We start from the raw sequence: 19666 nt of genomic DNA, 5'->3' as shown, positions 1-19666 counted from the left end.
GCGCAGGGCGCGGTTAACGCTTGTTCACTTTCGATTCAGACGGCATGTGATCGCGCTCATATTGAGCGACATAACGTTCCGCCTGACGGGCACGGCCCTCGACCAGAGCGTTGAGGGCGCGCTGGAAGAAATTACTCTCTTTGCTCATTTTTCGTCTCCTGGTTCCGAACAATAAGATAGGTTCTCCCGGCGCTTTCACCAGCGCAGGAACCACAAGCCAGCCATGACGGCCACGCAGTCCGGCACCGGGATGATACTGATGACCAACGCCCCCTTCCCTCCCGCAAAATTCCAGAGCTTTGAGGAAAAGTCCGACCCCGCCCAGGTGGCTCCGCGCCTTGCTGCGCTGCGTAAGGCGATGAAGGCAGCCGGTGTCGACTATTTCCTCGTGCCCCGCGCCGACGCGCATCGCGGCGAATCCGTGCCGGCGAGTGAAGCGCGCTTGGCCTATGTGACCGGCTTTACCGGATCGGCCGGGCTGGCGCTGGTGGGCCTCAAGGAAGCGCACCTCTTCATCGACAGCCGCTATACGCTGCAGGCGCCCGCGCAGACGGACACCAAGCTGGTGGATGTGCATGAGGTGGCGAGCCTTGCCATCGACCCAAAACCCTATGTGAAGAAGGACACGGTCGTTGCCTATGATCCTTGGCTTCATACGCCAGGCGAAGTGCGCGACCTGACGGACAAGCTCAAGGGCCATGCCAAGGTCGTTGCGCATGACAATCTCATCGACAGCGTCTGGAGCGATCGCCCGGCGCCGCCGGCGGGTGCCATCGAAATTCTCGGCCACAATCGCGCCGGCCAGACCGCCGAAGACAAGATCGCGCAGCTGCAGCAGACGCTGGGTGAGGACGGTGCCGATGCAGTGGTGTTCACCCTGCCCGAATCCATCTGCTGGCTGTTCAATATTCGCGGCCGCGACGTGCCGAACACGCCTTTCGTGCTCGGCTTTGCCGTGGTGCCGCAAAAGGGCAAGCCGACGCTGTTCCTTGATCCGGCGAAGGTGACGCCAGAACTGGAAACCGCGCTCGATGGCATCGCCAAGATCGAAGCGGCCAAGAAGCTGACCAAAGCGCTCGAAAAGCTGGGCAAGAACGGCAAGTCGGTGCTGGTCGATCCAGCCAGCGCGCCGATTGCCATTGCCGAGACGCTGACCGGCGCGGGCGCAAAGCTGATCGAAAAGCGCGATCCGGTGCTGCTGCCCAAATCGCGCAAGAACGAGGCGGAACTGGCGGGCATGCGCGAGGCGCATCGGCTCGATGGCGTGGCGCTGGCAAAATTCCTGAGCTGGTTCGATGGTGAAGCGCCCAAGGGTGAACTGACCGAGATCGGCATTGTCACGGCGCTCGAAGCCTTCCGGCGCGAGGAAGAAAGCTGCGTCGATGCCAGCTTCGATACGATTTCGGGCGCCGGGCCGAACGGGGCCATCGTCCACTATCGCGTTTCGACCAAGACCGATCGGCGGCTCAATGCCGGCGAAATCATGCTGGTCGACAGTGGCGCGCAATATCTGTCAGGGACGACCGACATTACCCGGACGCTGGCGACGGGCGAGGCGACGGCCGAGCAGAAGGATCGCTATACGCGTGTGCTCAAAGGCATGATCGCCATTTCCATGGCGCGCTTCCCCAAGGGCACCAGCGGCGCACAGATCGACGTGCTGGCCCGGCAATTCCTCTGGGCCGATGGCATCACCTACAACCATGGTACGGGTCATGGCGTGGGCGCCTATCTTGGCGTGCATGAGGGCCCGATCGGCATTGCGCCGCGCTATCCGCTGCCGCTCGAACTGGGCAATGTGATTTCCAACGAGCCGGGTTTCTACAAGGCCGGCGAATATGGCATCCGCATCGAGAACCTGGTGGTGGTCCGGGAGGCTGAGGGTTTTCCGGGCTATTTCGAGTTTGAAACGCTGACGCTGGCGCCGATTGATGTCAGGTTGATCGACGGGGGGCTTCTTACGGAGGCGGAGCGTGGGTGGTTGAACGATTTCCACGCCAAGGTGCGTTCGGAGATTGGGCCGAAGGTGTCGGGCGATGTGAAGGCTTGGCTGGAAGCTGCGACGACGGCGATTTAGGCCCGTCCTCCCCATTCCGCAAATCGTCACCCTCGGGCTTGACCCGAGGGCGTTACACTTACCTCTGCATCGCAAAGTGAAGTGTCCTCGGGTCGAGCCCGAGGATGACGTTCGGTGGCTGGTCACATCGCGTAGGGATCGGCCGCCAGCGCCCAGCTCAACAGCCATGGGACATCACTGCCCATCGAAGCAACATCATCGACCTTCCAGGCGCCCTCTTCCTCAACCAGCGAAATGGCCAGCAATCGGGGCTGGTCGAAATTGTGGTAGGTGACTGTCACCACGGCGCGGCCATCGAGGCGCGCAGGCTCGCCCACGCTGAGATCGAACAGCAGTACACTGGCATCGGGCAGGAAGGGATTGAAGGTCGGGTCGGCGACCGGGTCCAGCTCGGAGCCCGCAGTCTTGGTGAAGTGGGTGTTTTCCTCGGCCAGCTGGGCAATGCCCTTGAGCCGGGCTGAATAGTGCACCGTGGGATCGCCATGTGGCGCGCCGGGCCGGTAGCCGTCGTAGATGGCTTGCACCAACGCCTTGGGATCGGAATAGGTCTCTGCGGCCAGAGCCGGGGCCAGCGGCATGGCCAGCAGGACCAGAGCGAGAATCGCTGATTTCATCGTGCCCTCATTGCAAGATTGCAGGCACGATTGCCGCACGGCAGGGCCGAATTGCGGCTACTGGATTAATTCTTGGATAGGAAGGGGGGCGCATCCTCGCACGCACGTACTTATGGTTTTCACCGTGTCATCCCCGCGAAAGCGGGGATCTCTGTTTCAGGGCCCTTGAACAGGGATTCCCGCTTTCGCGGGAATGACGCCGTGGATGGAATTGGCGGCGGTTCAAGGGCTAGGGCAGCAAACGCAGCCCCTTACTGCCAGCGCGTCGCGGCCTCGGCAAAAATCTCGCTCAGGCGATAGGTGAAATCGGGGTTTTCACCCACGAGGTCATCGATGAGCCAGCCGCCGTTTTCGTAGACCAGCTCATAGGTGATGTGGCGCGGTTCACCAAAGTTGGTGAAGGTCACTTCCACCGTGGCCGCGCCGTCGCTCTCCACCGGCTCGCCGATGACGAATTCGGCAAGATCATAATCCTGGCCGTCGACATAGGGATCGAAATCGAGCGCGCCGATTTCGCCTTCGGGCGTGTTTTCGGCATCGGCCTCATAAAGCGCATTGAGCGCCTCGGAGCGGTAGTCGGCTTCGAATTCGGGGAAATCGCCGGAGAAATAGGGCTCGTAGAACGCCTCAAGCAGCTCCTGCGGGGTCTCGAAAGGCTGGGCGAAGGAGGCTGGTGCACCAAGGACCGCCATGGCGGCAAGAACGAAGGCAAAACGGCGCATCGGAAAACTCCCTATCCGGCAAAGCGGCCGGATACTGCTTCATGTCCCCCTTCCTGTCCACGGCCTATTCGTAGTCCAGACTCCACGAAATCTTGCCCGAAAGATCAGCGGAAACCTGGCCGGAATTGTGCGAGGCGGAGCCGTACTCAATACCGGTGGAGCCGGTCAGCACCTTGCCGCCGGTCGTTGCCTGACTGAGCAATTCGAGCGGCCCCTCGCCCTCGGCAAAAGCGGTGCTGCTCTCATCGGTGAAGGCGCCGGGTCCGAGGGTGACCGGGACGGGCAGGCCCTGCAGCGACAGGCGCAGGCTGACTTCATTGGTTGCGGTATCGACCGACACTTCCGCGGCGCAAAGCGTGTCGGTGACGGCAGAATCGGTCTGCGGCAGGTCGAGCGCGCCATCGCGGGAGAAGCGATAGGCCACGGCAGGATTGGGCGGCGGTATGGTGACGCCCTGAAGCACATCCTGCACCGTGACCGTGCCCTCGGCGCACGTGCCGGTGCGATCGCCGGCGAAATTACGATAGCGACCCGGCTGCATGCCGGTCATCGCGGCAAAGGGGTTTTCTCCGCCCTGCCCGCTCTGGGCGAAGGCCATCATCACCCCGGCAAGGCAGACCTGGCTTTCCCCGCAATCGGCAAGTTTCTTTTCAAGATCCTGCATGGCCGGCGGCACTGCCCTGCCGGCACGCCGCCAACGATGGGGAGGCCATCGTTGGCGACATCGACCAGCTCATAGGAGAGATCGAGTCGGCGCACGGCAGCAATGGCGGCCCATTCGACGCCATTGGGGAAATTTTCGCGGGCGCTGCCGGACAGCTCGATGCTGACGCGAAGCGTGGCCCGCGGATTGCCCGCGAACGGATCGGTCTGGGCGCTCGCCGGACCAGCCAGAGCGAGAAGCAGACACAAAGCAAAACCAGGACGCACTGGACCCTCCCGCACTGAACGGAAGCGATCACTAAAGGCCGGGCATCCCGTGCGGAAGCCGCGTTGATTTATGACGGGCAGCCGGACGCTTTGCGCGCCGGTCTAGGGGAGAAGCGGATCGGCCAGATATTCGGACAGAGGCCAGGTGCCCTCGGAATCGCCATTGGGCAGCAGGATTTCGTCGATCTTCCAGCCGCGGTCGGCGCCTTCGTCGACCATATGGAAGGTGATCGTATAGAGCGGATCGCCGGACTGCAGGATCTCCACATCGGTAACCGCGCGATCACCCTTCACCTTTGGATCGTGGATGACATAGGTCTGGCCGCCCGAATCCTGCCCATTGATGAAAGGCGAGAAATCGAGGGCGCCCATTTCGCTGCCGGTAGCGTGAACCTTTTCGTCCGCTTCCTGCAGCAGCGCGCCGAGATGGGTGGCGAAGGATTCCACGTCGTCGAAACTGGCGTCGGGGTCGAAGGTGCCGTTGGTGTAGGCCGCTTCGTAGCTTTCGATCTGGCCATAGATGGCTTCGAGCAGCGCCTTGGGCTCGTCGAAGACGGGAATGGGCGCGGCCAGGGCCGGCAGGACGGCGAGGGAAAGGCCGAGGATGGTGATGGTGCGCAGCATCAATTGAACCACAGGGCAAACATGGGCCACTCTTCGCCCATGACACGGTTGAGCTCGGCAAAAGCCTCGGCATCGGCGACCGGGCCATCGCTGAGATAGGGCAAGGCGTCGTGGCCAGTAAAGAGCATGACGAGGTCGGTTTCGGTAGCCGTCTCGAAGTATGTCTTGAGGTTAAAACCTTTGCTGAAGCGCCAATGCGGGATCAGCAGCTTGCCATCGACGATGAGATCGAGCTGGTCGAGCGTGGCGGACCACGCTTTCACCACATCCTCGGTGATGGCCTGATCGGGCACCAGGGAGGTCTGGGTCGGCGACGGCAGCAGTTCTCTGTCATCGTCGGTTTCGGCCATGATCATTTCCCAGTTCTGGCGGCTGAGAGCAGTGATGGCGTGAAGGCGCGCGGGCACCGCGGCGAGGCGGGCGCGGTCGACCACCGGGAAATCGGCCGTGTGGATGGCCGCGATGATATCGGCGATGAAAGCGTCGCTATCGGCATCCATCATCAAGGTGCCTTCGCCGCGCGAAAAATCCTGCATGAGCAGGCCCGCCTTGGGGAAGATGCGGTGGAAATAGGCGTTGAAGAAGTCGGAAAAATCATGCGCCAGCGTGATTTCGACCGGCGTGGCGCTGATGTTGGCGTAGCCGGCAAACCAGATCGCGTCGGCATTGTCGAAGCCGATGATCGTGCTTGGGGGCTCGGGCTCCTTGGACTTGCTCTTGCCCGACGGTGGCGCATCGGGCGCCGGGATGTCGATGAGGTCACCGGCATCGCCGAGCAGCGCCCCGAGGGTTTCGGCCGCGCTTGCCTCGCCATTGCCATCGAGGTCGATGCGGACTTTTAGCGGGTCGATATGGACGACGAAGGGCGTGCCGACGCCGGCCTGCTTCATGTGGGCGGCGGCGGTGTCGAGGCTCTTGGAGAATGTATCGAGGAGATCGCGGAACTGCTCGTAGGTCAGCGGTTCAGGGTTGGGATTGGTCGGCCCCGAGGGCGTATCGAGGCCCATGCCGAGGAGCATGCCCAAGGCGGGGGAATTTGGGGTGACTGCGCCGTGGCGATAAAGGCCCTGGGCGAAGGTTTCGTAGGCCGTGATAAAGCCATCAAGGCCCAGCGCAAAGCAGGCATCGCCCTCGCCCGCTTCACACGCGGCTGTCGAGCGAGCGGCGAGATCGGCGAGCGTGCCGTCGTAGAGACTTTGGGCGAGCTGGTCACCCGCCTCGCCGGCTTGTGCCGCACCAGCACTCAAGGCGAGTGCAAAACACGCAGCGACCCCAAAAAACCTCATGCGACCCTCTCCCTCGAAAACTATCTGCCGACGCGTGCGAACCACTCGTCTTCGGTGATGACTTCGACGCCATGCTCCTGCGCCGTCTTCAGTTTCGAGCCGGCGCCGGGGCCGGCGACCAGAATGTCGGTCTTGGCCGAAACCGAGCCGGCGACCTTGGCGCCAAGCCGTTCGGCCATAGCCTTGGCTTCGGATCGTGACATTTTTTCGAGCGTACCGGTGAAAACCACCGTCTTGCCAGCAATTTGGCTATCGGCGGAAATGGTGACGACATAGTCCTTCGGCGTCACTTGTTTCAGCAGCGCGTCGAGCGCGTCGACATTGCGCTGATTGCCGAAGAAGCTGACGAGCGCTTCCACCACCGTGCCGCCGATGCCGTCGGTAGAGGGGAAGACGGCCATGGGGTCTTCGGCGGCGACCATTTCCTTGCCGGCTTCTTCGAGCTTTTGAATCGAGCCAAAAGTGCGGGCGAGAACGGAGGCCGTGGTTTCCCCGATATGGCGGATGCCGAGGGCGAAGATGAAGCGGTCCAGCTCTGGATTGCGGCGCGCGTCTATCGCGGCGAACAGCTTGTCGAGGCCTTCATAGTTGCGGTCTTCGACGCCGCGGACGTTTTTGCGTGTCTTGCCGGAGGCGGCTTCGCGGGCTTTTGCCTGTTCCTCGCGGCGTTCGGCCAGGGCCTTTTGCACCTCGGGGCGACGGTCCCTGAGGGTGAAAATGTCGGCGGCGGTGCGGATGAGGCCGGCATTGAAGAAGGTGTCGATGTTTTCCGCGCCAAGGCCTTCGATATCGAGGGCGCCGCGGGAAACGAAGTGGCGCAGGCCTTCGACGGCCTGGGCGGGGCAGATCATTTCGCCGGTGCAGCGGCGGCGGGAATCTTCCTTGCCGGTCTTTTCGTTGATTTCGCGCACGGCGGGCGAGCCGCAGACCGGGCAGGTATCGCGCATCACATAGGGCTGCGCCTCGGCCGGGCGCTTGTCGAGGATGACGTCGACGATCTGGGGGATGACATCCCCTGCCCGCTGGATGATCACCGTATCCCCGATGCGGATATCCTTGCCCTCGCGGATCGGCAGGCCATTGCTGTCCCGCCCGGCGATATAGTCTTCGTTGTGGAGCGTAACGTTGACGACGGTGACGCCACCAACGCCGACGGGGTCGAGGCGCGCGACCGGGGCCAGCGTGCCGGTGCGTCCGACCTGAATTTCGATGTCGCGGACAACGGTCATGGCCTGTTCGGCGGGGAATTTGTGGGCGACGGCCCAACGGGGTTCGCCAGTGACAAAACCCCAGCGGCGCTGGAGTTCGAGCTGGTCGACCTTGTAGACGACGCCATCGATGTCATAGCCGAGCGAGGAGCGCAGCTCTTCGATCTTGTGATACTGGGCGATCAGTTCCTCGACCGACTTGGCGCGCGCCATCAGCGGGCTGATGGCAAAGCCCCATTCGGCGAATTTCTGCACGACGTCATATTGGGTCGGCGCCGGGTCTTCGGACGTCGCGCCCCAGGCATAGGCGAAGAATTTGAGATTTCGGCTGGCGGTGACGCTGGGGTCTTTTTGCCGAAGGGAGCCGGCGGCGGTGTTGCGCGGATTGACGTAGTTCTGGCCGCCGACCGCAGCCGAACGCTCCTTGAGAGCCTGGAATTCGGCATAGGTCATGTAGACCTCGCCGCGGACCTCGATGCTCTTGGGCCAGCCGGAGCCTTTGAGCTTGTGCGGGATATCGGCGATGGTGCGAAGATTGGCGGTGATGTCTTCGCCTACCGAGCCATCGCCGCGGGTGGCGCCGCGGACGAAGACGCCGTCTTCGTAGAGGAGCGAGGCCGAAAGGCCATCGATCTTGGGCTCGGCGGTGAAAGCGATCTCGAGGCCTTCATCCTGCTTGAAGAAGCGGCGGCCGCGCTCGATGAAGTCGACCACGTCTTCGTCGGTATAGGCCTTTGCGAGGCTGAGCATGGGCACGGCGTGGCGCACCTTGGCAAAGCCTTCGGCAGGCGCGGCGCCGACGCGGCCGGTGGGACTGTCGGGGCGCACCAACTCGGGAAAGACTTCTTCGAGCTCGGCATTGCGGATGACCAATGCGTCATAGGCCGCGTCGGTGATCTCAGGCGCGTCGTTCTGGTGGTAGGCGATGTCGGCCGCGGCAATGGCGGTGGCGAGCCGTTCGAGCTCAAGCCGGGCTTCGTCTTCGGTGAGATCGGCGGCGGGCTTTTGGGACAGGTCGGACATAGCTCACTCGGCACAGGCGGGACAAAGATATTTAGCCACGGTGTCATTCGCGCGAAAGCGGGAATTCCGTGGCGCAAAACATAGATTCCCGCTTTCGCGGGAATGACATGGTGGCGTGGACGCCTCGGCGCCGAGGTGGGTTATTTCACCGCGGCGAGCAATTTCTTGGCAGCAGCACGGGCTTCCGACGTGATTTCGGCACCAGCCAGCATGCGGGCGACTTCTTCCTGCCGGGAATCGGGTTCCAATGGGCGGACATGGGTGCGCATGAAGGCCCCCTCCTCCACCATCTGCTTTTCGATGAGCAGATGCCGGTTGGCACGGGCCGCCACCTGTGGGGCGTGGGTGACGGTGAGCACCTGCACAGTCTTGGCGAGGCGCGCGAGACGGCGGCCGATGGCGTCGGCCACGGCACCACCGACGCCAGTGTCGATTTCGTCAAAAATCAGGACCGGCGCAGAGCCGCGATCGGCAAGGACAACCTTCAGGGCCAGGAGGAAGCGGCTCAATTCGCCGCCCGAAGCAACCTTGAGCAAGGGGCCGGCGGCCGTGCCCGGATTGGTCTGGACGTGGAAGGCGATCTGGTCAAAACCGGCGGCAGCGACGCGGTCGGTCTCGATCTGGTGATCGACAATGAATTTGGCGGCGCCGAGTTTCAGGTCCGGCAGTTCCTCCTCGACGGCCTTGCTTAGTGCCTTGGCGGCTTTGGCGCGGCCCGAGGAGAGGGTTTCGGCGACTTCGCGATAGCAAGAGCGTGCGCGGGCTTCATCGGCCTCCAGCGCCTTGAGGCGGCTTTCCCCGCTCTGCAGGGTATCGAGGTCGCCCTGATATTTTCCCAGAATCGCGGGCAGTTCGTCACAAGTTGCCTGATGCTTGCGGGCGGCCGCGCGCAGCGAGAAGAGGCGTTCCTCGACGCCTTCCAACTCGGCCGGGTCATAGGCCATCTGGCGCTGCAGGTCCTCGAGCGCTTCCCCAGCGCGGTCCAGCGTCACCAACGACGCATCGAGCGCGTCGACGATGGGCTGGAAGAGTTCGGCGCCGCCATCGATCTTGCGCAGGAGACGGCGCATAAGGCCGGACAGCGCCGGAGATGGCGCGCTGGGACCGTTGAGAATTTCATCGATCTCGATGAGGTCCGAAGCGGACTTTTCGGCCTGCTGCAATTGCTGGCGGCGCTCGGCGAGTTCAGCTTCTTCGCCTACGACAGGCTTCAGCTTTTCGAGCTCTTCGACCGTGTGGCGGGCATAGTCTTCGGCCGCGAGGGCTTCGGCGACGCGGGTCTGCTGCTCGCGTACGGACTGCTGGATTTCGACGAGGTCGGCCCAGGCTTCGCGTACGGCGACGGCAGGCACAGCGAGTTCGCCAAAGGCATCGAGGGCAGCGCGATGAGTGGCGACATCGACGAGAGCCCGGTCGTCGTGCTGGCCGTGGATTTCGATGATCTGGCTGCCGATCTTTTGCAGAAGGGCGGCGGAAACCGGCTGATCGTTGATGAAGGCGCGGGTGCGGCCATCAGCGAACTGCACGCGGCGGAGAATGACTTCTTCGTCGTCGGCAATGGCATTGTCGCGCAGATGCGCGCGGGCTGGGTGGGCGGACGGAAGCTGCACCATGGCAACCACCTGCCCGCTCTCCTGGCCCTGCCGGACGAGCGAAGCGTCGCCGCGGCCGCCAAGGGCCAGGGTGAGCGCATCGAGCAGAATGGATTTGCCGGCACCGGTCTCGCCGGTGAGGACGGTCATGCCCGTATCGAGAGCCAGGTCGAGCTGGTCGATAAGGACAATGTTGCGAACCGAAAGCGCGTTCAGCATGCGGATCTATCCAAGGCCTGTCGGGCCTTCCTCATAGCATTTGAGGGCCGGCCCGGCGTCAGCGGCGATTAACTTTCGCACAGCAATGCGAATGGGAAGGCATGATAGAGAAAAAGAACAAAATGGCAACTAGGGTTGTTGCGAGTGAAGAGATGGATTGCCGGGACAAGCCCGGCAATGACGATGAAGGGGGTATTGCGGTTGAGCGGAGATTCCCGCTTTCGCGGGAATGACACCGCGGGTTGGGTAGCGGTCGGGCACGCCTACTCCGCGTAGGCCACCCAGCCGCGAAAACTGAAGGCGGCGTAGAAGAGGCTGATGTTGGAAAAACCGGCTTCGCTGAGCATGGCTTCTTCCTCTTCGGGCGCCAGAATCGTCAGGCGGGTGCCGATGGCTTCGCGGGCTTTGGCGGCGACTGTGGGATCGACATCGTCGGCCTGGCCATAGGCGACGTGGCGGGCGATCCAGGTCGAGCGCTCGGGTTCGGTCTGCGGGAAGCTGATATGGGCGAGGATGAAGGGCGCGCCGGGTTTCAGGCGGCGACGGATTTGACGAAGCGTTTCAAGGCGCTGATCGCGTGGGATGAAATGGAAGGTGAGAAGGCTGGTGGCCGCGGCGAAGGGGCCTTCAGGAGCGGCGTCGATATAGCCTTCGGTGAGGTCGATGCGCGTGGCGTGCTCGGCGGTGATCTGGCGGGCGAGTTGGAGCATGTCGGCCGAAGGGTCGACGCCGGAGAAACGCCAGCCGGGGCGAAAATCGGCCATGGCCTTCAGTTCGAGACCGCCCCCGGCGCCGAGGACGAGAACGTGCGCATCATCGGGCACCGTTTCGGCGAGGAGCAGGTTCATCATGCGATGGAGGCTGGTGAATCCGGGCACCTGGCGCGGCGGGCCTTCGGCATAGTGGCGGGCGGCTTGGGCGTCGAAGGGGGATGGGGGCATTGGTCTGGCGCTCCGTTTCCCGGGAAATGGGGCTTGGGGTCGCGGATGTCAAACCCGGACGTACGGACGCTTGGCGCCGATCAGCACGCGGTAATTTTCGTAGGCTGCGAAGTCTTCGATAGCCCAGTCGACGGGCAAACCGACGGCGCGGGACAGGTGTATCGCCCTATCCTCGCCGACATGAACAGCCACATGGGCGCCGAAGGCGTCGGAGGTTTTGCCGAAGAGGAGAAGATCCAGAGGTTGGAACTCGGTGACCACCCGTGAATGCTCTGTGTCGGCCCAGAGTTCGCTCGACCGCAGGGGTGGAAAGGCAATGCCGAAATGGGCGAGGAGCGCGTAGGCGAAAACCTGGCAATTGGCGCCAGTCGACAGATCGGCAGGATGCGCGACGCCGGGATGGATGGCGGCGTTGTACGGGATGCCAGCTAGTTGCGCGGGGATGGTGAGCTTTGGGGCCATAAACGGAGCTTAGCGCCCCGCGTCGCTGGCAGATACCCTCCCTTCGTCATTGGCCGGCTTGTCCCGGCAATCCACCTCGCCTCAGCATGGACCACCGGGACAAGCCCGGTGGTGACGATCAAGGTTAGGTTTTTGCCGACGAGAAACTCAGAGGCCCCTCACCGCAGGTGGGCAGCCAAAACAAAAAGGGCCCCGGGGGCCCTTTCAAAATTCCAGTGCTGAAAACTCAGCTCTTGTGGGCGGCTAGCCAGCTGCCGGAGTTGAGCTGGGGGGCAAGGCCCTGCTTGCCCAGAAGTTCGAAGGCGCGCTTGTACCAGTCGCTGGACGGGTAGTTGTGGCCGAGGACGGCGGCGGCGGACATGGCTTCGTTGGTGAGGCCAAGCAGCAGGTAGCCTTCGGTCAGGCGGTAGAGGGCTTCTTCGATATGCGTCGAGGTCTGCCACTTCTCCACGACTTCGCGGAAGCGGTTGATGGCGGCGGTGTATTCGCCATTGCCGAGATAGTAGCGGCCGACGGACATTTCCTTGCCCGCGAGCTGGTCATAGGCGACGAGGAGCTTTTCCTTGGCGTCCTTGGCGTATTCGGAGTTCGGATAGTTCGAAATCAGCAGGTTATAGGTGTCGATCGCATCGCGCGACAGCTGCTGATCCCTGGTGATGTCCTTGATCTGACCGTAATAGGACGTGCCCTTGAGCCAGAGGACATACGGAACGTCCTTGCCGTTCGGATAGAGCGCCATGAAGCGGTCGGCGGCCAGGATCGCTTCGTTGAACTTGCCGATGCGATAGTGGGCATAGACCTGCATCAGCTTGCTCTTCTCGGTCAGCGCATCACGCGGATGCTGGCGATCGAGCTGCTCGAGCTTCTTGATGGCGGTCTGGTAATACTGGCGATCCATATCGTCCAGCGCACCCTGGTAAAGGGCGGCGGCCGGAACGATCGGCTCTTCCTTGAGCTTGGGGGGCCCGAACAGATTCATGCCGGCGCAAGCGGTGAGAAGGGTAGCGAACAAACCCATGGCGGCAAAACGGGCTACCCGGTTCGCCATCTGGCTTACAACTTTAACAGTCACGAAGTGCCCCGTTCTCAAACTTCCACAAGCGATTGCGGCGTAATTAGCAATTGGATCAAAACTGTGGCGTGGCCGCCGGCAAGGCCAGTCAGCGCACAGACCGAAGATAGTGGCGAACGCCCAAACCTTCCGGGTGGTCGTCGAAAGCCTCGACTTCCAGCGGCAGATCCTCGGCGTTGACTATCTCATAATTGGCTTCGCTGGCAAAGAGTCCGGCCAGGACATGGGCATTGAGCGCATGTCCGCCCTTATAGGACCGGAAGCGGCCCCAGATGGGCAGGCCACCAAGCGACAGATCGCCAATGGCGTCGAGCAGCTTGTGGCGCACGAATTCGTCTTCGTAGCGCAGGCCGTTCGGATTGAGCACGCGGTCTTCATCGACCGTGATCGAATTATCGAGGCTGGAGCCGAGCGCATAGCCGGCCTGGCGCAGCGCCTTGGCGTCGCGGGCAAAGCCGAAGGTGCGGGCACGGGAAACGTCGTCGAGATAACGGCGCGGCGTCCAGTCGAAGATCATGCGCTGGCGGCCGATGACCTTGGAGTCGAAGTCGATCTCGAGGTCGAGCGCGCGGCCATTATAGGGCTCAAGCGCGGCGAAAGCGTCATTGTTGCGCACGGTAACGGCGCGAATGATCTTCAGGAATTTGCGCGGAGCCGGCTGGGATTCGAGGCCGATCTCCATGATGGCGGCGGCAAAAGGATGCGCGCTGCCATCGAGAATGGGGCATTCCGGGCCGTCGACGGTGATGAGCGCGTTATCGACGCCCATGCCGGACAGCGCGGAGGTGACGTGCTCGACAGTCGCGACGCTGACGCTGTCACCGAGGTCGAGCGTGGTGCACAGGGTCGTGCGGCTGACGCGCGAGAAATGCACGGAAACGGGCTGGGTAATACGGCCCTCGCCCAGATCCCGGCGAATGAGGAAGCCACTATCGGCCGGAGCCGGGCTGATCGTGAGATTAACAGGCGCAGCAGAGTGCACGCCGTATCCAGAGAAAGTGACTTCGCCGGAAAGCGTGCGCTGGCGTGTGGACATTTTTTTCATACTTTACTTACTCCACCCCCAAGGGTCTCACGCTCGCGCAACTGTTAGCCAAAAAAAACTCGGCGCGGAAGCCGCGCCGAGTAACGTTTACAGAGTTCTCTTTAAGAGACTTTAACCGTGCTTGCGGAGGAAAGCCGGAATTTCGAGGCTGTCCTTCTGGGGAGCGGCCGGCTGGCTGCGTCCCTGATTGTCGAGGTTGCCACGGGCGCCTTCGGCGGCCGGCGGAACGCGGGAAGTCCTTGCGCCGCCTGCTTCAATTGCACTGCGGGCAGCAGCGTCATCGGCCATGCTGGAGGCCGGTTCGCGACGCGGTTCGGACTGCGGCTGACCCAGGTTCAGACCCACATTGGAGGCAAGGCGCTTGAAGAGAGCGCGGGCATTGCGCGGCTCTTCGGCATGACGATCCTGCGCCTGCTGTGACTGCCGTGCAACAACCGGAAGCTCCTCGGTGCGCGGCATGCGGCGATAGCCATCGGGGCGGGCTGCATGCGAGGGCACATAGACGCTTGGAACCGGCTTTTCTTCAACCATGGGAGCCTCTTCCGGCTCCGCATGCATTTCAGCGGCGGGTACGTAGGGCTCAACGACGATGCCGTCATCTTCCATGTACTGCTGCTGGGGAGCGGCAGCGGGACGTTCGGCAGCGAAGGCCTGGGCAACGGCTGATTCGACTTCGAAACCGATGTCTTCGATCAGTTCGGCAGTCGGCTCTGGTGCCGGAGCAGCGGCGCGGGTCGTTTCGACCGGCACGTGGCGGCGAACGGCGAGCGGGGTGCGCGAAGCATGCGGCTTTGCCGGCTCGAGAGCCTGGACCATGGTGGCGTCAGTGCCGGTGGCAACGACGGACACGCGGATGGTGCCGGTGAGGTCCGGATCGTAGGTAGCGCCGAGGATGATGTTGGCGTCGGAGTCGACTTCCTCACGGATGCGGCTCGCAGCTTCATCGACTTCGTAGAGGGTGAGGTCGGGACCGCCGGTGATGGAGATGAGGAGGCCACGGGCACCCTGCATCGAAACATCGTCGAGGAGCGGATTGGCAATGGCGGCTTCGGCGGCGTGACGAGCACGATCTTCACCGGAAGCTTCACCGGTACCCATCATCGCCTTGCCCATGCCGCGCATGACGGCGCGGACGTCGGCGAAGTCGAGGTTGATCAGGCCCTCTTTGACCATCAGGTCAGTGATACAGGCGACGCCGGAGAACAGCACCTGGTCGGCCATCGCGAAAGCGTCGGCAAAGGTGGTCTTCTCGTTGGCGACGCGGAAGAGGTTCTGGTTCGGGATGACGATGAGCGTATCGACATGGCGGTGCAGCTCGTCGATGCCGTCTTCGGCCAGACGCATGCGGCGATTGCCTTCGAAATTGAACGGCTTGGTGACCACGCCAACCGTCAGAATGCCCTGCTCGCGAGCGGCGCGGGCAATAACCGGAGCAGAACCGGTACCGGTGCCACCACCCATGCCGGCGGTGATGAAGACCATGTGCGAGCCGGAGAGATGGTCGTTGATCTCATCCCAGCTTTCTTCGGCTGCTGCGCGACCCACTTCGGGGTGCGAACCTGCGCCGAGGCCTTCGGTGACGCCGACACCGAGCTGAATGATGCGCTGGGCCTTCGAGAGGGCCAGGGCCTGGGCGTCCGTATTCGCCACCACGAAATCGACGCCGCTAAGACCGGACTCGATCATGTTGTTGACGGCGTTACCCCCGGCGCCACCGGCACCAAAGACGGTAATGCGGGGCTTGAGTTCCTGGATATCGGGGATCGTGAGATTGATGGTCATTTATGGCTTGGCCCCATAGGTGGCGTGGTTAGGTAAAGATTTACCCGCCAATTCGTTAACCAGAGCCTAACAATTGTCCCAACCGCGTTAACTTCTACGCAAATTGCGAGACAACATGGTTACCCGTTCATGCCCTATTAACCGCGAGAGCACCCGCAAACCCGCTTGACAGCCGGGGTTTTATTTCATAACCAAATATGCATATAGCCTTTTGGTTATTTATTAAGAGAGGAGAATGTGATGACCAAGCTGACGCCCTGCCTGTGGTTCGATGACCGTATCGACGAGGCGATCAAGTTCTACACGACCACTTTCAAGGATCTCGAAGGTGATCGAGCTCGTACGCAATTCCCCTGATTCTGCAGCCTTCACGGCAGTGATCGAGCTGGCGGGCCAGCAGATCTTCCTGCTCAACGGCGGCCCGCGATTCCCCTTCACCGAGGCGGTCAGCATAATGATCGAGTGTGACGGTCAGGAGGAGGTGGACCATTACTGGAACACCTTCGTCGACAATGGCGGCGAAGAAAGCATGTGCGGCTGGTGCAAGGACAAGTTCGGCTTCTCCTGGCAGGTGGTGCCAAAGCAGTTCCGCGACACCGTATTCGGCCCCGACAAGGCCGGCGCGGCACGCGCCATGCAGGCGATGATGGGCATGAAGAAGCTGATCCTGGCGGACCTCCAGAAGGCCTATGCCGGTAGTTGAGGCGGAACTGGCCAATGGGCTGGCTCGTGGCTAGGCTCCCCTTGGGAGGACAGCATGAACCAGCAAGACATTATCGCCGCGGCAAAAACCGCGCTTGCAGATGACGAGGCTGTACGCGGCCTCTTTCTTTCCGGCAGTTTTGGGCGTGGGTCGGACGACGAATGGAGCGACGTCGACCTGTTGGCTGTTGTCGGCAAGGACGACCAGCGCGGTGTTGCGGATCGCTGGCACAAGGCTCTGAGCGCACTTGCGCCTGTGGTCTACTGGAACGAGCTGGAGCGCGGCGGATTTCTGATCAATGCGGTGACTGAGGACTGGCTGCGCTGCGATCTCTATATGGTCGAGCCGGGCCATATCGGACAGCGGGCAAAGAACACCGTCGCGCCGCTGATCGACCGGGACGGCATTTATGATGGCCTGCCGGCCACCCTGCCCCTCAAAACGCCCAATCCGCATGCCCTGCGTTGCCAGATCAACGAATTCATCCGTATCCTTGGGCTGACGCCGGTAGCGATGGGGCGTGGTGAGTATCTGACGGCCGTGATGGGCAACGGGCTGCTTCGTGGGCTGCTCGTCGACCTTTTCATGCAGGATGTCAGCGACCCCGATACCGGCGGCATCCTGCACATGTCCAAGCTCTTGCCGGCCGAGCAGATCAAAATCATGAGCGACCTGCCCTTTCCGAACGCCACGGCAGATGCGGTGATGGACGCCCATCTGGCGGTGGCACGGGTGTTTATGCCGCGAGCAAGGGCAATGGCCGAGCGGCTGGGCGTCGAATGGCCGGAGGCGTTCGAGGCGGCGACACGCAGGGTGTTGGAGGAGAAGCTCGGAGTAAAGGCGGACTGGTGAGGCCACGACAGGCCCTCTATTTCCACCGTGTCATCCCCGCGAAAGCGGGGATCTCCGTTTTGGAAACAGGGATTCCCGCTTTCGCGGGAATGACACCGTGGGAGGTGTAGAGAAGATCAGGCCGCCCGAGCGGTCTTCAATGCGCCAGCCCACCAGGCGAGGTCATCGAGCATGAGCTTGGCGGCATCGGCGAGGTAGGGGAAATCGCCAAAATCCTTTTCGTCCTTCATCAGCGGCAGCATTTCGTTGGCGTTGATGTGGACGGCGAATTTGAGAGTGGCGACCTGTAACTCGGCGAGGATCAGGCGGAGCTGCTGAACGGCGCGGGCGCCGCCGACGCCGCCATAGCCGAGGAAGGCCGCGGGCTTCTTGGAATATTCAGGATAGGCGTGGTCGAGGGCGTTCTTCAGGACGCCGGAGATCGAGTGATTGTATTCGGCCGTGATGAAGATGTAGCCGTCGAGCCCGGCCATGGTCTTGGCCCAAGCCTGCGCCACGGGGTGATTGACCGGAGCATAGCCCGGAGACATCGCTTCTTCGAAAAACGGCATGGGATAATCGCGCAGGTCGACAATTTCGACCTCGATGTCGTCGCGCGCCTCGGCAATGGCTTTGAGCCAATGGGTCGGCTTGTCGGCAAAGCGGGCAGCACGCGTCGTGCTGATGACAATGCCGATGCGGGGCTTGGTGGTCATAGTGAATTCCTGACTGGTGAAATAACCAGACCGGAAATGGTCCCTGCCCCATGGACCTCTCAAGATCGGGAGATTTTTGTTCGGAACGAACAAAAATGTACGCCAGTTACACGTTCCGATCGTCGAAGGCGCGACGTGACGCCTCGATCCCGTCACTGTGTTCCTCCGCCCAGAGATGGAGCGCCGTAAGCGGCGCCAATGCGCTGCGGCCGCGCGCGGTGAGTTCGTAATCCACCCGCGGCGGAATCGACGGCGTGACTTCCCTGGAAACGAGGCCATCGCGCTCAAGTGTACGCAAGGTCAGGGTGAGCATGCGCTGGGATATGCCCGGGATCGACTCTTCCAGCTCGGAAAACCGGCGGGGACCTCCATTCAGGTTTCCCATGACAAATATGGACCACTTGCCGCTGAACTGGGCGATGACGTCCACGGTCGGGCGGCAGAAATCGGGCACGTGGGCGGCCCGATCCTTGAAGATGTGTTTGCTCATGGCAGCAATCTAGGTGCCGCCGAGGCCGATTAAAAGCTGTGACGCAGCCAGTTGCCGACGCGGGCGAGGTAACCGTCGGTGCCGATGAGGCGACGGGAGTTGCGCGGCTCCACATATTCCTGCGCGCAGACCTGGGGATAGACCAGCATGCCGGCGACAGTCGAGAAGGCGGCGCTCTTGGCGATTTCAGGCAGGCCGGCAATGCCCATGGGGCGGCCGTTGCGGACGTTTCGCGCCAGAGTGCGGCGGGCGACTTCCGGCAGGCCCGTGAGCTCGCTGCCCCCGCCAGTGAGGACGAAGCGGCGGCCGCAGATATCCATCATGCCGGTGGCCTGCATGCGATCGCGGATGGCGGTGAGAATTTCCTCGATGCGCGGGCGCATGATGCGGGTGAGGACCGAACGAGCCACCTGCCCCGGCGCTTCGTCGAGCGCGGCGCCGACCGGCTGAATGGCGATCATGTCGCGCTCGTCGGCCTGGCCGGGCAGCACGGAGCCATAAAGGGTCTTCAGGCGCTCGGCATCGGACACGCTCACCGAAAGCTGGCGGGCGATGTCGAGGGTCAGATGATGGCCGCCAATGGCGATTGCATCGGCATAGACGAGATGGCCGTCGTTGAAGACGGAAACGGTGGTGGTGGCACCGCCGAAATCGAGACAGGCAACGCCAAGCTGGGCTTCGTCGTCAACGAGGCTGGCGAGGCCCGAGGCATAGGGCGTGGCGACAAGCGCTTCGATCTGCAGGTGGCAGCGGTGCAGCACCAGCTCGAGATTGCGCATGGCGAGGGTTTCGGCGGAGATCACGGCGACATCGACGCCGAGCTTTTCGCCGACCATGCCCTTGGGATCGCGGATGCCCTTCTGGCCATCCAAGGCGTAACCGATCGGTAGCGCGTGGATAATGGAGCGCTCGGGGCGGACGGAGCGCGAATTGACGGCTTTCAGCACACGGACGATGTCGGTCTTCTCGACTTCCTGGCCATCGAGCGAGACGGCGGCGGAGAAGGTCTCCGAGCCGAGGCGGCCGGCGGTGACGTTGACCAGGACCGATTCAAGTGTGAGACCGGCAGCGCGCTCGGCCATGCCGACGACATTGCGGATGGCCTGTTCGGCCTTTTCGATGTCGGTGACGACACCGCTTTTGACGCCCGAGGACGGCCCGTAACCAAAGCCGATCACTTCAGCCTGGTGCGAGCGGCCGCGCAGGGATTTGCCTTCGGCACGGGGCACGAGGCGGGCGATGACACAGCAAATCTTGGTCGAGCCAATATCGAGCACCGCGACAAGGGTAGCCTTGCCGAGCTGAACGGGCCGCAACCGAGATGTCATC

Annotated in this window: 19 protein-coding genes and 1 pseudogene; 3 read left to right on the top strand and 17 right to left on the bottom strand. The window is 62.5% G+C overall.

Annotated elements, in window-relative coordinates; genetic code table 11:
* Positions 1 to 13: 13 nt before the first annotated feature.
* The gene (locus NVV77_RS05650; RefSeq protein WP_295411508.1) at positions 14 to 148 is read right to left on the bottom strand and encodes a hypothetical protein; all 135 of its coding nucleotides are present in this window, start codon (positions 146 to 148) and stop codon (positions 14 to 16) included.
* A gap of 111 nt (positions 149 to 259) precedes the next feature.
* On the opposite strand from NVV77_RS05650, the gene NVV77_RS05645 reads away from it, so the two are divergent.
* Positions 260 to 2077: an aminopeptidase P family protein gene (locus NVV77_RS05645; RefSeq protein WP_295411507.1), complete on the top strand. Its 1818-nt coding sequence runs from the start codon at positions 260 to 262 to the stop codon at positions 2075 to 2077.
* Positions 2078 to 2199: 122 nt separating this feature from the next.
* Here the strand turns inward: NVV77_RS05645 and NVV77_RS05640 are convergent, their stop codons facing one another.
* From NVV77_RS05640 to ftsZ, 13 genes are all read right to left on the bottom strand, one after another.
* Positions 2200 to 2691 (bottom strand): hypothetical protein, encoded by a 492-nt coding sequence (locus tag NVV77_RS05640; RefSeq protein WP_295411506.1) that lies wholly within the window; start codon positions 2689 to 2691, stop codon positions 2200 to 2202.
* A gap of 251 nt (positions 2692 to 2942) precedes the next feature.
* Entirely contained in the window at positions 2943 to 3413 is a 471-nt protein-coding gene (locus NVV77_RS05635) for a DUF3828 domain-containing protein (RefSeq protein ID WP_295411505.1), read from the bottom strand.
* Positions 3414 to 3477: 64 nt separating this feature from the next.
* Complete coding sequence (locus tag NVV77_RS05630; protein WP_295411504.1) at positions 3478 to 4077, bottom strand: hypothetical protein; 600 nt, start codon at positions 4075 to 4077, stop codon at positions 3478 to 3480.
* Positions 4014 to 4343 carry a hypothetical protein gene (locus NVV77_RS05625; protein ID WP_295411503.1) on the bottom strand — a complete coding sequence of 110 codons (330 nt, stop codon included), beginning with the start codon at positions 4341 to 4343 and terminating at the stop codon, positions 4014 to 4016. The genes NVV77_RS05630 and NVV77_RS05625 overlap by 64 nt, the downstream gene beginning before the upstream one ends.
* A 102-nt stretch (positions 4344 to 4445) precedes the next feature.
* Entirely contained in the window at positions 4446 to 4967 is a 522-nt protein-coding gene (locus NVV77_RS05620; RefSeq protein ID WP_295411502.1) for a hypothetical protein, read from the bottom strand.
* A complete protein-coding gene (locus NVV77_RS05615; RefSeq protein WP_295411501.1) occupies positions 4967 to 6253 on the bottom strand; it encodes a hypothetical protein in 1287 nt (428 codons plus the stop codon). Before NVV77_RS05615 ends, NVV77_RS05620 begins: the two co-directional genes overlap by 1 nt.
* Before the next feature lie 20 nt (positions 6254 to 6273).
* On the bottom strand, positions 6274 to 8475 hold the full coding sequence (ligA, locus tag NVV77_RS05610; protein ID WP_295412246.1) for an NAD-dependent DNA ligase LigA: 2202 nt from the start codon (positions 8473 to 8475) through the stop codon (positions 6274 to 6276).
* 149 nt (positions 8476 to 8624) lie between these two features.
* Positions 8625 to 10295, bottom strand: coding sequence for a DNA repair protein RecN (recN, locus tag NVV77_RS05605; RefSeq protein ID WP_295411500.1), 1671 nt, complete (start codon positions 10293 to 10295; stop codon positions 8625 to 8627).
* 263 nt (positions 10296 to 10558) lie between these two features.
* Positions 10559 to 11236, bottom strand: a complete 678-nt coding sequence (locus NVV77_RS05600; RefSeq protein WP_295411499.1) for a class I SAM-dependent methyltransferase — start codon at positions 11234 to 11236, stop codon at positions 10559 to 10561.
* Positions 11237 to 11284: 48 nt separating this feature from the next.
* Positions 11285 to 11698, bottom strand: coding sequence for a hypothetical protein (locus NVV77_RS05595; protein WP_295411498.1), 414 nt, complete (start codon positions 11696 to 11698; stop codon positions 11285 to 11287).
* A gap of 226 nt (positions 11699 to 11924) precedes the next feature.
* A complete protein-coding gene (locus NVV77_RS05590) occupies positions 11925 to 12770 on the bottom strand; it encodes an outer membrane protein assembly factor BamD (RefSeq protein WP_295411497.1) in 846 nt (281 codons plus the stop codon).
* An 88-nt stretch (positions 12771 to 12858) separates the two neighbouring features.
* Positions 12859 to 13815, bottom strand: a complete 957-nt coding sequence (gene lpxC / locus NVV77_RS05585) for a UDP-3-O-acyl-N-acetylglucosamine deacetylase (RefSeq protein ID WP_295411496.1) — start codon at positions 13813 to 13815, stop codon at positions 12859 to 12861.
* Between the two features lie 111 nt (positions 13816 to 13926).
* Complete coding sequence (gene ftsZ / locus NVV77_RS05580; RefSeq protein WP_295411495.1) at positions 13927 to 15597, bottom strand: cell division protein FtsZ; 1671 nt, start codon at positions 15595 to 15597, stop codon at positions 13927 to 13929.
* A gap of 240 nt (positions 15598 to 15837) precedes the next feature.
* On the opposite strand from ftsZ, the pseudogene NVV77_RS05570 reads away from it, so the two are divergent.
* Together NVV77_RS05570 and NVV77_RS05565 are read left to right on the top strand one after the other, a co-directional pair.
* Positions 15838 to 16300 (top strand): annotated as a pseudogene (locus NVV77_RS05570) (VOC family protein).
* 54 nt (positions 16301 to 16354) lie between these two features.
* The gene (locus NVV77_RS05565; RefSeq protein WP_295411492.1) at positions 16355 to 17152 is read left to right on the top strand and encodes an aminoglycoside 6-adenylyltransferase; all 798 of its coding nucleotides are present in this window, start codon (positions 16355 to 16357) and stop codon (positions 17150 to 17152) included.
* 116 nt (positions 17153 to 17268) lie between these two features.
* Here the strand turns inward: NVV77_RS05565 and NVV77_RS05560 are convergent, their stop codons facing one another.
* From NVV77_RS05560 to ftsA, 3 genes are all read right to left on the bottom strand, one after another.
* The gene (locus tag NVV77_RS05560; protein WP_295411491.1) at positions 17269 to 17847 is read right to left on the bottom strand and encodes an NADPH-dependent FMN reductase; all 579 of its coding nucleotides are present in this window, start codon (positions 17845 to 17847) and stop codon (positions 17269 to 17271) included.
* Positions 17848 to 17953: 106 nt separating this feature from the next.
* The gene (locus tag NVV77_RS05555) at positions 17954 to 18337 is read right to left on the bottom strand and encodes a helix-turn-helix domain-containing protein (protein WP_295411490.1); all 384 of its coding nucleotides are present in this window, start codon (positions 18335 to 18337) and stop codon (positions 17954 to 17956) included.
* Between the two features lie 29 nt (positions 18338 to 18366).
* Positions 18367 to 19665 (bottom strand): cell division protein FtsA, encoded by a 1299-nt coding sequence (gene ftsA, locus NVV77_RS05550; RefSeq protein WP_295411489.1) that lies wholly within the window; start codon positions 19663 to 19665, stop codon positions 18367 to 18369.
* Position 19666 lies beyond the last annotated feature (1 nt).

The sequence above is a fragment of the Devosia sp. genome (genome assembly GCF_024707125.1).
Lineage (GTDB): Bacteria > Pseudomonadota > Alphaproteobacteria > Rhizobiales > Devosiaceae > Devosia.
This window is presented reverse-complemented; position numbering and strand designations above follow the sequence as displayed.

Bases quoted from the DNA above. Each gene is read 5' to 3' on its own strand.
- NVV77_RS05560 (WP_295411491.1), bottom strand. From the start codon at position 17,847: ATGACCACCAAGCCCCGCATCGGCATTGTCATCAGCACGACGCGTGCT.
- NVV77_RS05595 (WP_295411498.1), bottom strand. From the start codon at position 11,698: ATGGCCCCAAAGCTCACCATCCCCGCGCAACTAGCTGGCATCCCGTAC.
- NVV77_RS05600 (WP_295411499.1), bottom strand. From the start codon at position 11,236: ATGCCCCCATCCCCCTTCGACGCCCAAGCCGCCCGCCACTATGCCGAA.
- NVV77_RS05565 (WP_295411492.1), top strand. From the start codon at position 16,355: ATGAACCAGCAAGACATTATCGCCGCGGCAAAAACCGCGCTTGCAGAT.
- NVV77_RS05645 (WP_295411507.1), top strand. From the start codon at position 260: ATGACCAACGCCCCCTTCCCTCCCGCAAAATTCCAGAGCTTTGAGGAA.
- ftsA (WP_295411489.1), bottom strand. From the start codon at position 19,665: ATGACATCTCGGTTGCGGCCCGTTCAGCTCGGCAAGGCTACCCTTGTC.
- NVV77_RS05635 (WP_295411505.1), bottom strand. From the start codon at position 3,413: ATGCGCCGTTTTGCCTTCGTTCTTGCCGCCATGGCGGTCCTTGGTGCA.
- NVV77_RS05650 (WP_295411508.1), bottom strand. From the start codon at position 148: ATGAGCAAAGAGAGTAATTTCTTCCAGCGCGCCCTCAACGCTCTGGTC.
- NVV77_RS05630 (WP_295411504.1), bottom strand. From the start codon at position 4,077: ATGCAGGATCTTGAAAAGAAACTTGCCGATTGCGGGGAAAGCCAGGTC.
- NVV77_RS05615 (WP_295411501.1), bottom strand. From the start codon at position 6,253: ATGAGGTTTTTTGGGGTCGCTGCGTGTTTTGCACTCGCCTTGAGTGCT.
- NVV77_RS05555 (WP_295411490.1), bottom strand. From the start codon at position 18,337: ATGAGCAAACACATCTTCAAGGATCGGGCCGCCCACGTGCCCGATTTC.
- NVV77_RS05620 (WP_295411502.1), bottom strand. From the start codon at position 4,967: ATGCTGCGCACCATCACCATCCTCGGCCTTTCCCTCGCCGTCCTGCCG.
- ftsZ (WP_295411495.1), bottom strand. From the start codon at position 15,597: ATGACCATCAATCTCACGATCCCCGATATCCAGGAACTCAAGCCCCGC.
- lpxC (WP_295411496.1), bottom strand. From the start codon at position 13,815: ATGAAAAAAATGTCCACACGCCAGCGCACGCTTTCCGGCGAAGTCACT.
- recN (WP_295411500.1), bottom strand. From the start codon at position 10,295: ATGCTGAACGCGCTTTCGGTTCGCAACATTGTCCTTATCGACCAGCTC.
- NVV77_RS05640 (WP_295411506.1), bottom strand. From the start codon at position 2,691: ATGAAATCAGCGATTCTCGCTCTGGTCCTGCTGGCCATGCCGCTGGCC.